Source organism: Actinomadura sp. WMMB 499 (genome assembly GCF_008824145.1).
Classification (GTDB): Bacteria; Actinomycetota; Actinomycetes; order Streptosporangiales; family Streptosporangiaceae; genus Spirillospora.
On sequence record NZ_CP044407.1, the window covers coordinates 537,342 to 551,545 of the forward strand.

The window sequence follows — 14,204 nt, forward strand, 5'->3', positions numbered from 1 at the left end:
TCTCCTGTCAGATGGTGCGGTTGGCTCGCAGCTCGGCGACCCGTGCCTCGTCGAAGCCCAGCAGGCCCCGGTACACCTCGTCGTTGTCGGCTCCCAGGGACCGGCCGAGATGCTCGACGGTCCCCGGCGTGCCGGAGAGCCGGGCCACCGGCGCCTGCACGCGGACGGGGCCGAGGTCGGGGTCGTCGACGGCCGCGAACGTGCCGCGGGCCACCAGGTGCGGGTCGTCGAGCAGGGCCTCGGCGTCGTAGACCCGCGCGATGGCGCAGTCCTGCGCCTGGAAGGTCTCCAGGACCTCGGCCAGGGGCCGTTCCTTGATCCAGTCCGCCACGGCCCGGTCGATCTCGTCGCCGCGGGCCAGCCGGCCCGCGGGACTGTAGTAGGCGGGATCCCCGGCCATGTCCGGCCGTCCGACGACGGCGAACACCCGCTGCGCCATCCGGGGCGAGGCCGAGGAGATCGCGACCCAGTGGCCGTCCCGCGTCCGGTAGCAGTTGCGGGGGGCGCTCGCGTCGAAGCGGCTGCCGCTCCGCCGCGGGTTGACCCCGAGCTGGTCGTAGGAGAGGGTCGCGGACTCGATCAGCCGGGCGAGCGGCTCGATCAGGTTGACGTCGATGACCTGGCCGCCGCCGCCGCGGACGTCCCGGTGGTAGAGGGCGGCGAGCACGGCGTGCGTCGCCGCGAGCGCCGCGACGCCGTCGGCCAGCATGAACGGCGGGAGGGCCGGGGGGCCGTCGGGCTCGCCGACGAGGTGCGCGAACCCGCTCATGGCCTCCGCCAGCGTCCCGTAGCCGGGACGGTCGCTGAACGGCCCGCCCGCTCCGTAGCCCGAGACGTGCAGCACGATCAGGCCGGGATGGCGGGCGAGCACGTCCGCCGGAGTGAGCCCCCACCGCGCCAGGGCGCTCGGCCGGCTGCCGAGGACGAGGACGTCGGAACGGGCGATCAGCTCCTCCAGCACCTCCTGGCCGTCCTTCTGGCGCAGGTCCAGCGTGACGCACCGCTTGTTGCGGCTGACGCTCTTCCACACCAGGCCGATGCCGTCCTTCGCGTCGCCCCACGTGCGGAGCGGGTCCCCGGCGCCCGGCTGCTCCACCTTGACGACCTCGGCACCGAGCTCGCCGAGGTAGGAGCCGACCATCGGGCCGGCGATGAGCGTGGCGGTGTCGGTGACCCTGATGCCGGCGAGTGCGCCGCGCCCCTCAGGCACCGGCGGTCTCCCCCGCGGCGGCCGGATGCTCCGGACGGGCGAGCCCGAGGTGGTCGCGCAGGGTCGTCCCGGTGTACTCCTTGCGGAACAGCCCACGGCGCTGGAGTTCCGGGACGACCATGCGCACGACGTCGTCGAAGGCCCCCGGGAAGTGCGTCGCGGCGAGCACGAACCCGTCGCAGGCGCCGCCGGTGAACCACTCCTCCATCTGGTCGGCGACCTGCCGGGGCGTCCCGACGAAGCGCGGCCCCTGCAGCAGGGTCGCCCGGTGCCCGGCGAGGTCCCGGATCCGGACCCGGCCGCCGATGTGCGTGCGGAGGTTCTCCACCAGGCCGCGGATGCCGGTCGACTTCTCGACCAGTTCGTCGGTGACCTCGTCGTCCAGCCCGTGCGCCGAGAAGTCGTAGTTCATCAGCTCGGAGAGCAGCGTCAGCGAGGCCATCGGGTCGACCAGGTCGTCCAGGAACATCCGCTCGCGCTCCTCGGCCTGGGCCTCGGACTCGCCGACGACCACGTAGGCCATCGGGCAGATCTTGACGCTCGCCGGATCGCGGCCCGACTCCGCGAGCCGCTTCTTCTGGTCGGCGTAATGGGCTCGCGCGACCTCCAGCCCCGGGTCGCCGGTGAAGATCAGTTCGGCCCAGCGGGCGGCGAACTCCCGGCCCCGCCCGGACGACCCCGCCTGCATGATCACCGGACGGCCCTGGGGCGACCTCGGCACGGTGAGCGGCCCGCGGACGTGGAAGTGCTCGCTGCGGTAGTTCAGCTCACGGACCTTGGCGGGGTCGGCGAAGATCCCGCCCTCCCGGTCGAGGACGAGGGCGTCGTCCTCCCAGCCGTCCCACAGGCCGGTGACCGCCTCCAGGAAGCCGTCGGCCCGGTCGTAGCGCTCCTTGGGACCCAGGTGGCTGTCGACCCCGAAGTTCTGCGCCTCGCTGTTGTTGACGGAGGTCACGACGTTCCAGGCCGCGCGGCCCTTGCTCAGATGGTCGAGCGTCCCGAAGGCCCGCGCCACGTGGTACGGCGGGTAGTAGGTCGTCGAGTAGGTGGCCCCCAGGCCGATCCGCGACGTCGCCCCGGCGACCACGCCGAGCACGGCGCTGAGGTCGAGCTTGACGGGCCGTGCCCCGTAGCGCACCGCCTCGTCGACCGAGTTCCCGTAGATGCCGGGCATGGCGAGCCGGTCGTCGAAGAACATCAGGTCGAAGCAGCCCATTTCGAGCAGCCGCCCCAGGTCCGAGTAGTACCCGGCCTCCAGGAACCGCATGTCGGCGGCGGGGTGCCGCCACGACCCGGCGTAGACGGAGGTGCTACCCGCCTGCATGAACGCGATGAGCGCCATCTCTTTACCGCTGTTAGAAGTCACACCTGATGTCATACCACATCTGAAATATCAGATACTAGATGTCGGATCAGGGATACGTTAGACTCGCTCACGTGGTGAGAACGCTGGCCGAGTCGATCGGCGGAACCGTCCGGCAGCGCGCCGTGCGCGAACTTCGGGACCGAATCCTCACCGGCGCGCTCGCACCGGGCGCGCGGCTCGACCTCGACGAGATCTCCGCCGAGTTCGGTATCAGCCGCACCCCCGTCCGGGAGGCGCTGCTCGAGCTGTCCTTCCAGGGCCTGGTCGAGATCGCGCCGCGCAGCGGCGTCAAGGTGATCGGGGTGTCCCCCGAGGCGACGGTCGACAACTTCGCGATCCTGGCCGCGCTGTCCGGCAAGGCGGCCGAATGGGCGGCGGACCGCATCACACCGGACGAACTGGCCCGCCTCGAAGAACTCGCCGACGCGCTCGACGCGGCGGGCACCGGACCGGAGACGGTCGAGCTGAACTGGCGGTTCCACCGGATCATCAACGAGGCGTCCGGGTCCCGCCACCTGCTCTCGCTGATCCGGCAGGCCGTACGGATGATCCCCTCCAACTTCCTGGAGGTGATCCCGGTGCACGACGACGGCGAGCACCGCCGGCTGCTCGACGCCCTGCGGGACGGGCAGGCGCACCGGGCCCGGGAGATCTCCGAGCTGCACGTGCTCGACGCCGGCAGGTCACTGGCCGGCTGGCTGGCCGAGCACCACACCGCGAAGTCGCCGGGATGACGGGCGGGACGGCCGTGCGGGTCGGGCCGGCGGCGCGCACCGGCGGGCCCGAGCGCATCGCCCCCGGACGCGCCTATCGGGCGTCGTCGCCGCCGCGCGTCCGGCGCAGCAGGTAGCTGTCCATGATCCAGCCCTTGCGGGCGCGCGCCTCGGCCCGCGCCGCGACGATCTCGGCGGCGACGTCCGGCAGCCGCCCGGAGATCAGGATCTCGTCCGGCATCCCCAGATAGGCGCCCCAGAAGATCTCCACGTCGGCGGCGTCCACACCGGTGAAGGCGTCGACACGGGTGAAGGCGTTGCTCGCGTCCAGCATCACCAGCACGTCGTCGGCGCCCTCCGGCCACCCCTCGGCCAACCGCCGGCCCGTGGTCACCTGGAACGGGCGCCCCACCCGGTTCAGCCCGATCCGGTGCCGGGCGGCGAGCGCCGAGATGCTGCTGATCCCCGGGATCGCCTCGATCTCGAAGGCCGTCCCGGGGCGGGCCAGCACGTCCTCCAGGATCGCCAGCGTGCTGTCGTACAGGCTCGGGTCCCCCCACACCAGGAACGCCCCGGTCTGGCCGGGCCCCAGCTCGCGATCGATCATCTCGGCGCACACGTCGGCCCGGCGGCGGCGCCAGTCGTGGACCGCCTCGGCGTACGCCTCGGCCCTGCGGTCCCGTTCGGGGTCCCGGCCGCGGACCACCCGGTACGGGCGGTCGCCGCGATGCCTGCGCAGGATCTCCTCGCGGAGGTCGACGAGTTCCCGCTTCACCTCGCCCTTCTCCAGGACGAAGAACACGTCCACACCTGCCAGTGCCTTCACCGCCTGAACGGTGATCTGATCGGGATCGCCCGCGCCGATGCCGATGACCAAGACCTTGCGCATGGCGTCCAGTCTTCCGCATGGCCGCGCGGCCTCACGTTCCGGGCACCTGAGCTCCGGGCACCGCACGTTCCGGGCACCGGGGGCGGGGTCAGAGTCGCTGGAGTGCCTGCTCCGGGTCGGTGCGGCGCTCGGCCTGTCCGACGCGGCCGGGAAGGCCGGGCGGGGGGCCGACCCCGGACCGTTCCAGTCCGGGTGGTCGTGGGAGGATTCACGCGACATGGGTCCGTGGTCGATGGTGCGATGGTTGCGCGCGGCGAGCTTCGCCGCGACGTGCGTCGGCCTCGCCACGCTCGGGCACCTCTTCGGCGGCGGCTCGCTGGACCGCGGCGCGGCGCTGGCCGGCTTTCTGATCATCCTCGTTCCGGCGCTGGCGCTGACCGGCCGGGAACGCACCCGGGCCTCCATCCTGCCCGCCACCGCCGTGTCGCAGATCTTGCTGCACGTCCTGCTGACGTGGGCCCATGGGACGCACGACGCCGCGTCCGCCGCCCCGGCCGCGCCCATGGGCGGCGCACCGGCCATGGAGGGAATGGACCACGGCGGCGCCCCGGGCTTGACGATGCTGCTGATGCACGCCGTGAGCGTGCTGGTGACGTCCGCCTGGCTCGAATGGGGCGAGGCTCGGCTGTGCGCCCTGGTCCGGCAGCTCGCCGGCTGGGTCCTGCGGCCGGTGCTCTTCCTGATGCACCTGGCGGCCGGTCCGGTCCCCGCCGCCGGTCCCCGCTCCCCCGCCCGCGCGCGTGCCGATGAGCGCGCGCCCGTCCAGGCCCTGCTCCGGTACGCCGTGGTGCGGCGCGGACCGCCCGGGACCTCGACCGTCCCGGGCACGGCCGCCTGATCGATGATCTGCTTCTCCTGATCTCCTCCTAATCGGCCTCCCGGGGCGGAGCATGCCGTCGCGATGCCCGTCGCCGTACCGTCCGGACGTCCCTCACACCTCGTCCGGGGTACGTCGGTGATCGGCGTTTCCCGACGTGCCGTCATCGGCGCGCACCGTCCCCTGCCCGGATCCGCCGCTCTCCGCGCGTGCGCGGAGGGCCGCCGGGCGAGGTCGCGTGCGGCGCCCGGCCCGCGCGTGCCCGGCCGCCACGGCGCGCCGCGGGTGCGCCCCGGTACGTCCGACACCTGGCCCCGCGACGGTCCGCGCCCCAGCCGACAGTTCGACGCTCCGAGGCGCCGTCGTCCGGCGCGGGAGACGCACGAGCGCCGCGTCTTCCTGACCTTGCCCCGCGGGCGCCGCCGCACCGGCGGTGCCCGCACCGATCCCTTCTGGAGAGAACGCGCATGAAGATCCGCATGATCGTCCCGGCTCTGGCCGTGCTGGCCCTGCCCCTGTCGGCGTGCGGCGGCGAGGACGAGACGATCGGCCCGGCCGCCGCCCCGTCCGCCACCGCCCAGGCTCCCGAGTCGGCCCTGGACATCACCGACCCGTGGGTCAAGACCGTCGACAAGGGCATGACCGCGGCGTTCGGCACCATCACCAACACCACCGACGCCGACGTCACCATCGTGTCGGCCACCACCCCGGCCGCCCCCGAGATCGAGCTGCACGAGGTCGTCGGCGCCGGCGGCGAGATGAAGATGCAGGCCAAGCAGGGCGGCTTCGTCGTCCCAGCGGGTGGCGAGCTCGAACTCGAGCCCGGCGGTTACCACATCATGCTCATGGGGGTGACCGAACCGATCGAGCCCGGGCAGGAGGTCGCCTTCACCCTCACCCTCGCCGACCAGAGCACGTTCGAGTTCTCCGCGCTCGCCAAGGAGTTCAACGGCGGCAACGAGTCCTACGCGCCGGGGCACTGACCGATGGGCCGCGACCTCACCCGGCGCGGCCTGCTCGTCGGAGGCGCGGTGGCGGCGGGCTCCACGCTCGCCGCCACCGGCGGCTACCTCGCCGCCTCCCGCCCGGACGAGCGGCCCGGCAGTGCCGCGACGCCGACCACCGAACCGTTCCACGGACCGCACCAGGCGGGAATCGCCACCGAACCGCAGACCCAGGCGGCCTTTCTCGGCCTGGACCTGCGGCCCGGCACCGACCGCGAAGCCCTCGGCCGTCTCATGCGGATCCTCACCGACGACGCCCGCCGCCTCACCGAGGGGGAACCGGGCCTGGCCGACGCCCAGCCGCAGCTCGCCGGCATCCCCGCCCGGCTCACCGTCACCTTCGGGTTCGGCCCCGGCCTGTTCACCGCCGCGGGCGTCGGGCGGCGCCCGGACACCGACCTGCCCGCGTTCCCCATCGACAGGCTGCAGGACCGCTGGAGCGGCGGCGACCTGCTCGTCCAGCTCTGCGCCGACGACACCGTCACCCTGGCCCACGCCCTGCGCCTGATCGCCAAGGACGCCCGCGCGTTCGCGACCGTCCGCTGGACCCAGCGCGGCTTCCGCAGGCCGCCCACCTCGCAGCCCGCCGGGCAGACCCAGCGCAACATGATGGGCCAGCTCGACGGCACCGTGCAGCCGAGCGACCTCGACCGGGCGGTGTGGATCGGCGACGGGCCGGAATGGCTGCGCGGCGGAACGCTCATGGTCCTGCGCCGTATCCGTATGGATCTGGAGGAATGGGACGCGGCGGACGAGGCGGCCAAGGAGTTCTCCATCGGCCGCCGGCTGTCGAACGGCGCGCCTCTGACCGGTGGCCGGGAGCACGACGCGCCCGATTTCCAGGCGAAGGACCGCATCGGCTTCCCGGTCATCCACGAGGCCGCCCACATCCGCCGCGCCCATGTCGCCGATCCCGCCCGGCGGATGCTCCGCCGCGGCTACAACTACGACGAGGCCATCAGCTCGGACGGGGTCACCGAGACCGGCCTGATCTTCGCGTCCTACCAGGCCGACATCGCCCGCCAGTTCGTCCCCGTCCAGCGGCGACTCGCCGACCTCGACCTGCTCAACACCTGGACCACGCCCATCGGCTCCGCCGTCTTCGTCCTGCCACCGGGCTGCGCCCCCGGCGGCTGGATCGGCGAAGCCCTCCTCGCCTGACGTCGAGAGCCGGAGCGGCGGAGCGGCACCTCGGGCGCCCGGTTCTCAGGGGCCGGGCTCTCAGGGGGCCGGGTCGTTCCGCCGCTCCCGCGCGGTGACGTCGCCGCGGACGAGCGGGTCCGGCCCGCGGACGGTCCACGGGAGGCCTGACGGACCGCCGGGTGCGCGGCGGGCGTCCCGGACCGGGGCGGCGTCCGGACGCTGCGCGCCGTTCGTCAACCGGCCCGCCGCCGGTCCGGATCGATCAGGCGCTCGGCGACATGGTCGAGGTGGGCGGGCGAGTGGCGGGCGACGACCTCGCGCACATGGTCGCCCGCCAGCTTCGCGGCCCCGTCGTAGAGCCCCGCGAAGGCGGTGCGAGCGGCCGCGCGGGGCCATCCGGCCGGGAGTTCGCGCTCGGGCAGCCCCGGGTCGAACTTGGGGAAGCCGCGCCAGATGTTCATGATCTCGGTGCGGAGCCGGAGCGCCTCGTCCGCGGCCATCGCACCGGCGGACAGCCGCTCCAGAGGCGAGGCGAGGTGCCCGGCGAACGCCTGGTACAGCCCCTGCGTCAGCGGCAGGTCCCACGCGTCGGTGGGGCGTCCGTGACTCCGCCCGATCGCCTCGATCGAGCCGGTGGCGATGCTCGCGGATTCCACACCGAGCTTGCGGCACAGGCCGATGGCCTGCTGCTCCACGGGGCGCGGGGTGATCCATACGCCGTCGTACAGCGGCGAGAAGCCCAACCAGGCCAGGCCTCTGCGGAGCTGCTGGCGGAGGGCCCGCTGTTCTTCGGGGATGGAGAACATGAGGATCAGCCAGGGCGCGTCGGGGGCGTGCGCCTCGTCGACGCCGAAGCGGCGGATCGTCTCGAACCCGGTGGACAGCCGGGTGAAGGCCTGCTGTGACAGGGCGTAGAAGGTTCGGCGCCCTTCCTTCACCGATTGGAGGCGGCCCTCGCGGGTGAGCCGACTCAGGAGCGTCCGCGTTCCCGAGGAGCTCACGCCCATGTCGTCCATGAGCTCGACGACCGCGCCCGAGGGGACCACCGCGTCCCGCGCGAGCCAGTAGTCGGCCATCAGCGTGATCAGCAGTTGGCGCCCCCGCGGGCCTTCCACCACGGCACAGCGCAAGCTCTCGAGATCCGGCCACATGCCGCGCCTCTCCTCCACCCCGAATACATCGCGAACTCTTGACGGTCGGCCAAATTCTGCCACACAATCGGGTGATGCAGGCAACAACCGCGGGCAGTAACGTGCCTGAAGCACCGGCACGCTCGGGAGACTACGCCGTCGAGATCCGGGCCCTGTCGAAGCACTTCCGCCGCCGGGACGGCTCGGTCGTGCCGGCCATCGACGGGGCGGAACTCCTCGTCGAGCCCGGTGAAGTCGTCGTCCTGCTGGGCCCCAGCGGCTGCGGGAAGACGACCCTGCTGCGAGCCGTGGCAGGCCTGGAGACTCCGGACGACGGCCGGGTCCTGGTCGGCGGGCGGGCGGTCTTCGACGCCGCCCAGGGGGTCGACGTGCCCACCGAGCGCCGCGAGCTGAGCATGGTCTTCCAGTCCTACGCCCTGTGGCCCCACATGACCGCGGCCCGCAACGTGCGGTACCCGCTGGAGAACCGCCGGGGCCGGCGGATGCCGCGCAAGGAGATGGCAGCCAAGGTCCGGGAGACGCTGGAGCTGGTCGGCATCGGCGGGCTGGGCGACCAGTATCCCGCCCAGCTCAGCGGCGGCCAGCAGCAGCGGGTGGCGCTCGCCCGCGCGCTGGTCGACGGCTCGAACGTCGTCCTGTTCGACGAGCCGCTGTCCAACGTCGACGCGAAGGTCCGCGAGCAGCTGCGCGTCGAGCTGCTCGCGACGCAGCGCCGCTTCGGCTTCACGGCCCTGTTCGTGACGCACGACCAGGCCGAGGCGATGGAGCTGGCGACGCGGATCGCCGTCCTCGACGAGGGCCGGGTCCAGCAGATCGGGACACCGACCGAGGTGTACGCCCGGCCCGCCACCGAGTACGTCGCCAAGTTCATCGGGAACACCAACGAGCTCTCCGGCACGTGGGACGCGGCCTCCGGTTCGTACACCACGGAGCTCGGCGCCGTCCGCGCCGCCGAGCGGGGCGTCGCGGAGGCCTGCCTGCTGTGGCGTCCCGAGCACTGCTCGCTCCACCGCGAGCGCCCGGCCGCCGGCAACGGCCTGGAGGGAAGGGTCGTGGCGGTCCTCTACCTCGGCACCCATACCGAGTATCTGGTCCGCTCCGGTGACGTGCGGTCGCGCGTCTGGGTCGGCGGGCGGGACGAGGAGTTCCGGGAGGGCGACGACGTCTGGATCGGCGTCCCCGAGGAAGACGTGATGGTCTACCCGGCCGGCACCGAGGTCTCGGCGTGACCGCGGCCCCCGGTCTCCCCCGCCGCGCGGGCGCGCGGCGGCGTCGCGCCGGTCGCCGTCCGCGGTCCGGCTTCGACCTCTTCGCCATGGCCCTGGCCGGCGTGCTCCTGGTCCTGGTCTGCTTCCCGCTGCTGCGGGTGCTGGTCCGCATGTTCTACCAGGACGGCCGGCTCACCTTCGAGGCGATCTCCGAGACGCTGGCGGTCGATGACCTCGGCAAGCTCGTCTTCGACACGCTGGCGGTGGTCCTGAGCAGCAGCCTGCTCGCCGTGCTGGTCGGTTTCCTGCTGGCCTGGGCCAACACCCGGACGAACGCGCGCCTCGGATTCCTCAACGGGATCTTCCCGTACCTGCCCTTCCTGCTCCCCCCGATCGCGGGAGCGGTGGGCTGGACGATGCTGCTCTCCGAGAAGGCCGGTCTGCTCAACGCCTGGGCTCGCGACGCGCTCGGCGCGGTCGGCGTCCAGCTGGAGTCCGGGCCGTTCGACATCAACAGCTGGTACGGGCTGATCTTCGTCTACACGGTGTACGCCGTCCCGTACGTCTACATGACCGTGTCCGCGGCGATGCAGGGACTGGACGGGAGCCTCGAGCAGGCCTCCCGGGTCAGCGGCGCCGGCGCCTTCACGACCCTGCGCCGGGTGACGCTGCCGGCCCTCGCCCCCGCGCTGGGCGCCGGGTTCCTGCTCAGCACCTGGTTCGGCTTCGGAATGTTCTCGATCGCGCAGATCATCGGGACACCGGCCGACATCGACATGATCCCCGTGCGGATCGTCAGGCTGCTCACCTTCAGCTATCCCCCGAACGAGGACGTCGCGATCGGCCTCAGCGCCATCGTGGTGCTGTTCGTCGGAGGCGCGTACTACATGCAGTACCGCATCCTGAAGAACTCCCGGTTCGCCGGCATCAGCGGCAAGGCGGGCCGGCACACCGTCACCGACCTGGGCCGGTGGCGGCACGTGGTCCGCTCCGCGGTCCTGCTCTACGTGCTGGTGACGACCGTCCTGCCGATGCTCGGGCTCTTCCTGGTCTCCCTGAACGGGTACTGGACGCCGAACATCCAGTGGTCGTCGCTGAACTTCGACGCCTTCCGCGTCGCGCTGTTCGAGGACCCCCAGACCCGCGACGCGTTCGTCAACTCGCTGACGCTGGGCCTGGTGGGCGGTGTCCTCGGCATCCTGGCGGCGGCGATCGTCTCCCTCTACGTCGCCCAGCGCCGCACCCGGATCGTCCAGGGCGTCGACGCGGCGATCAAGCTGCCGGCGTCGATCTCGCACATGGTGATCGCCGTCGGCATCCTGCTGCTGCTCGGTTCGGAGCCCTTCGACCTCGGCGGCACCTGGCTCATCCTGCTGCTCGGATACCTCGCGCTGTACCTGCCGCAGGCGTCCATCGCCTCCGACGCGGCCGCGGCCACGGTCGGCAAGGAACTGGGCGAGGCCTCCCAGGTCAGCGGCGGCAGGCGGTGGAAGACCTTCCGCAGGGTCGAGCTGCCGCTCATGCTGCCCGGGCTCGTCGGCGGGTTCGCGCTGCTGTTCGTCCGGATCGTCGGCGACCTCACCGCGTCGGCGCTGCTGTCGGGCACCGGCAACGTCGTCGTGGGCTTCCGCATCCTGGAGGTCTTCAACGGCGGTTCCTACGCCACCCTGGCCGCCCTCTCCTCCGCGCTGGTGCTCGTCACCGGCGTGATCCTCGTGCTCGTGCTCTGGCTGTCCAGGCGCGTCGGTGTCGCCAAGACACGGTGACCCCACCCCGAAAGGAACGACCATGAAGAAGACCCTCGCGGCCCTGGCGGCCGCGGTGGCCCTGTCCCTCGCGGCGGGCGGCTGCGGATCGAGCTCCGGCTCCTCCGACGTCGAGCCCGCCACCGACCTGGACGCGGCGACCCAGAAGCTCGTCGACGACGCGAAGGCCGCCGGCCCGGTCACCCTGTACGGGATGATCGAAGAGACGGCGCTGCGCCAGATCGCGTCCGACTTCGAGGCCCGCTACGGCGTCAAGGTGGAGAGCGTCCGTCTCGTCTCGGGCGACCTCTCGCAGCGGTTCTCGACCGAGGCGTCCGGCGGCGAGAACAGGGCCGACCTCATCATGCTGACGGACTCGCCGTTCTACGACGACGCCCTGAAGAAGGGCTGGATCACCTCGTTCGCCGACGCCGACCTCCCCGCCATGGCCGACGAGCTGCCGAAGAAGGACTACACGCACGACGGGGCGACGCCGATCGTGTCGTTCGTCCCGACCAAGCTCGTCTACAACACCGACGCCGTGGACCGGGCGCCCGCGGAGTGGAAGGCCTACGCCGACCCCAAGTTCAAGGGCAAGATCCTGCTGGCCGAACCGGACTCCTCGCCGGCCGACATCGCCTTCTGGAGCCTGATGCGGCAGGAGTACGGCGACGGGTTCCTCCGGCAGATCGCCGCCAACGAGCCCCAGGTCTCCGGCGGCGCCGTCCCCGGAACCCAGGCGGTCGCCGCGGGCGAGGCCGATCTCGGGTTCCCCGGTGTGGAACCGGTCGTCGCCGTCCTCAAGGAGCGGGGCGCCCCGATCGACCTGGCGGCGCCGAGCCCGACGACCGGGCCCGAGGTCGGTCTCGGCCTCGCCGCGAACTCGCCGAACCCCGCCGGCGCCAAGCTGCTGGCCGCCTACCTCATGAGCAAGGAGGGCAACGTCGCCTTCAACGAGACGGCGAAGCAGATCTCCCCCTTCGACACCGGCGCGATGACCGGGTTCACCCGGATCAGCGACATCGAGCTCAGCGGCTCGGCGGAGCTGAAGTCCCTGCTCGGTGTGAACTGATCCCCCTACGAAAGGCAGACGTGCAGCACGACCGCACCACGTCCGGTGTACGGCGCGGCGGCGCGGACTCGACCGCGGTCGGGTCCCGCCGCCGGGCACACGACTTCGACTCCCAGCCGCCCGAAGGGTTCGACAGCGCCCATCAGGTGTTCCGTGACGTCCGGGCCGCGAACCCGGTCGCCCGCTGCCAGGACTTCGGCGGGTTCTGGGCGATGCTCGGTTACCGGGAACTGCTCGAGGTCATCACCGACATCGACCGGTTCACGACGACCAAGCAGAACGCCATCCCGAAGTTCGCCTTCACCGGCGTGCGGCCCCCGCTCCACCTCGACCCGCCCGAGCACACCAGCTACCGGCGCGTCATCAACCGCTTCTTCACCCCGCCCCGGATGCGCCGCCTGGAGCCCGCGGTGCGTCGCTGCGTCGTGGATCTCCTCGAGCCCCTCATCGCGCAGGGAACCGTCGACGTCGCCCGCCAGTACGCCCAGCAGCTCCCGGCGCACGTCTTCGCCGAGTTCTTCAACCTCTCGGTGAGCACCGGCGTCGAGATCAAGAAGGTCAGCGGCGTCTACGTCGACGCCATCCAGGTCCTCGATCACGACACGGTGAAGCGGCTGAGCGGCCGTCTCTACGAGATCGCCCAGGACATCATCGACGAACGCGCGGCGGGAGGATACGACCCCGAAGAGGACCTGACCATGGCCCTCATCGAAGCCCGGCACGACGGCGACCGGCTGCCCGGCGGCATGGTCCTCGGCTGCGTGCGGCAGCTGATCGTGACGGGCATGGTGGCGCCGAGCGTGTTCATCGGGAACATGTTCGTGCACCTGAGCCGGGACCGGGAGCTGCAAGAACATCTCCGCTCCCGCCCGGAGGACGTCCCGGCAGCCGTGGAGGAGTTCCTCCGGCTCTACAACCCCTACCGGGGGATGGCCCGGACGGCACGCCGGGACACCGTCGTGGGCGGGCAGGAGATCAGGGCCGACGACCCCGTCGCGCTCGTCTACACCGCCGCGAACCGCGACCCTCGCGTCTTCGACGAGCCGGACCGGTTCGTCCTGCACCGGCCCAACATCACCGACCACATCAGCTTCGGCCGGGGCACGCACTCCTGCCCCGGAGCGCCGCTGGCACGGATGATGTTCCGGATCACCCTCGAGGAGGCCCTGGCGCGCAGCGAGTTCGACCTGACCGGAGACCCGGGCATGGCCAAATGGGCCGAGTGGGGCACCAACCACGTGCCGCTCGAGTTCGTCACCCTGCAGGCGTGATGGCGGGTTCACGCAGGCCGACGGGCCTCGGGCGGCAGGCGGCGCCCGAGGACGTGCCGCCCCACGCCCGGCCGGACATCGTGTACCGGGACCTGGGGCTGGTGTGGGGGGTGAAGTCGAGCCTGCTGTCGTACCTCGCGGCGCTCCCCGACACCGAGGTCCAGGTGGAACCGGGCTCGGGGCGCCTCCTCGACGGCCGGTTCTACTTCTCCCCCGATCCCTCCTCGGCGCACGACGGCACGCGGGGATCGCACCGGTTCCGAGGCGCCGTCCGCTTCCGCGCCCACGCCGGAATGCTCGACGTGACCGTCTGCGACCCGCGTTTCGAAACGTCCGATGAGGGCGCCTGGGTGATGAGCGTCGAGACCTGGCAGGAGGGCCGGTGGACCCGGGTCCCCTTCATGGACTGCCGCCTCGCCGGCGCCGACCGGCGCGACGGCCGGGCCGTCACCCGGCGCTTCGCGACCTCGCTCTCCGGCGCCGCACGGTCCCTGTTCGACGACACCTACCCGGCGGGCGAGCCGTTCGACGACGCCGAACTGAGGCTGCCGCCCGGCTGACGCGCACGCGCGGTGGACCACGCGGCCTGCCGCGCCGCCGCAGAAGCCCATCCCA

General features: G+C 72.2%; 13 protein-coding genes. 9 read left to right on the forward strand and 4 right to left on the reverse strand.

The genetic code is table 11. From position 1 onward, the window contains the following. Positions 1-7 precede the first annotated feature (7 nt). Complete coding sequence (locus F7P10_RS02545; protein ID WP_151007901.1) at positions 8-1,210, reverse strand: CaiB/BaiF CoA-transferase family protein; 1,203 nt, start codon at positions 1,208-1,210, stop codon at positions 8-10. Next, positions 1,203-2,576, reverse strand: coding sequence for an LLM class flavin-dependent oxidoreductase (locus tag F7P10_RS02550; RefSeq protein WP_218040339.1), 1,374 nt, complete (start codon positions 2,574-2,576; stop codon positions 1,203-1,205). The genes F7P10_RS02545 and F7P10_RS02550 overlap by 8 nt, the downstream gene beginning before the upstream one ends. Positions 2,577-2,647: 71 nt before the next feature. Between F7P10_RS02550 and F7P10_RS02555 the strand changes: the two genes are divergently transcribed. Next, positions 2,648-3,310, forward strand: a complete 663-nt coding sequence (locus F7P10_RS02555) for a GntR family transcriptional regulator (protein WP_218040340.1) — start codon at positions 2,648-2,650, stop codon at positions 3,308-3,310. A gap of 73 nt (positions 3,311-3,383) precedes the next feature. Here F7P10_RS02555 and cobF read toward each other — a convergent pair whose 3' ends face one another. Next, positions 3,384-4,178, reverse strand: coding sequence for a precorrin-6A synthase (deacetylating) (cobF, locus tag F7P10_RS02560; protein ID WP_151007904.1), 795 nt, complete (start codon positions 4,176-4,178; stop codon positions 3,384-3,386). A 232-nt stretch (positions 4,179-4,410) separates the two neighbouring features. Here cobF and F7P10_RS02565 point away from each other — a divergent pair, with 232 nt between their 5' ends. The 3 genes from F7P10_RS02565 (at position 4,411) to F7P10_RS02575 (ending at position 7,160) form a co-directional block, all read left to right on the forward strand. After that, positions 4,411-5,016 carry a hypothetical protein gene (locus tag F7P10_RS02565; protein ID WP_218040341.1) on the forward strand — a complete coding sequence of 202 codons (606 nt, stop codon included), beginning with the start codon at positions 4,411-4,413 and terminating at the stop codon, positions 5,014-5,016. A 446-nt stretch (positions 5,017-5,462) separates the two neighbouring features. After that, positions 5,463-5,978: a copper chaperone PCu(A)C gene (locus F7P10_RS02570; protein WP_151007906.1), complete on the forward strand. Its 516-nt coding sequence runs from the start codon at positions 5,463-5,465 to the stop codon at positions 5,976-5,978. A gap of 3 nt (positions 5,979-5,981) precedes the next feature. Further along, a complete protein-coding gene (locus F7P10_RS02575; protein WP_151007907.1) occupies positions 5,982-7,160 on the forward strand; it encodes a Dyp-type peroxidase in 1,179 nt (392 codons plus the stop codon). Between the two features lie 215 nt (positions 7,161-7,375). Here the strand turns inward: F7P10_RS02575 and F7P10_RS02580 are convergent, their stop codons facing one another. Next, positions 7,376-8,257: a PaaX family transcriptional regulator C-terminal domain-containing protein gene (locus F7P10_RS02580; protein ID WP_176611270.1), complete on the reverse strand. Its 882-nt coding sequence runs from the start codon at positions 8,255-8,257 to the stop codon at positions 7,376-7,378. A gap of 110 nt (positions 8,258-8,367) precedes the next feature. Here F7P10_RS02580 and F7P10_RS02585 point away from each other — a divergent pair, with 110 nt between their 5' ends. From F7P10_RS02585 to F7P10_RS02605, 5 genes are read left to right on the forward strand one after another with little or no spacing between them, the layout of a single operon-like run. Further along, positions 8,368-9,522 (forward strand): ABC transporter ATP-binding protein, encoded by a 1,155-nt coding sequence (locus F7P10_RS02585; RefSeq protein WP_151007909.1) that lies wholly within the window; start codon positions 8,368-8,370, stop codon positions 9,520-9,522. Beyond that, positions 9,519-11,267 carry an iron ABC transporter permease gene (locus F7P10_RS02590; RefSeq protein WP_151007910.1) on the forward strand — a complete coding sequence of 583 codons (1,749 nt, stop codon included), beginning with the start codon at positions 9,519-9,521 and terminating at the stop codon, positions 11,265-11,267. The genes F7P10_RS02585 and F7P10_RS02590 overlap by 4 nt, the downstream gene beginning before the upstream one ends. 22 nt (positions 11,268-11,289) lie before the next feature. After that, positions 11,290-12,318 (forward strand): ABC transporter substrate-binding protein, encoded by a 1,029-nt coding sequence (locus F7P10_RS02595; protein WP_151007911.1) that lies wholly within the window; start codon positions 11,290-11,292, stop codon positions 12,316-12,318. A gap of 20 nt (positions 12,319-12,338) precedes the next feature. Further along, positions 12,339-13,589 (forward strand): cytochrome P450, encoded by a 1,251-nt coding sequence (locus F7P10_RS02600; RefSeq protein ID WP_151007912.1) that lies wholly within the window; start codon positions 12,339-12,341, stop codon positions 13,587-13,589. Beyond that, positions 13,589-14,149: an HtaA domain-containing protein gene (locus tag F7P10_RS02605; RefSeq protein WP_254716718.1), complete on the forward strand. Its 561-nt coding sequence runs from the start codon at positions 13,589-13,591 to the stop codon at positions 14,147-14,149. Before F7P10_RS02600 ends, F7P10_RS02605 begins: the two co-directional genes overlap by 1 nt. Positions 14,150-14,204: the final 55 nt, after the last annotated feature.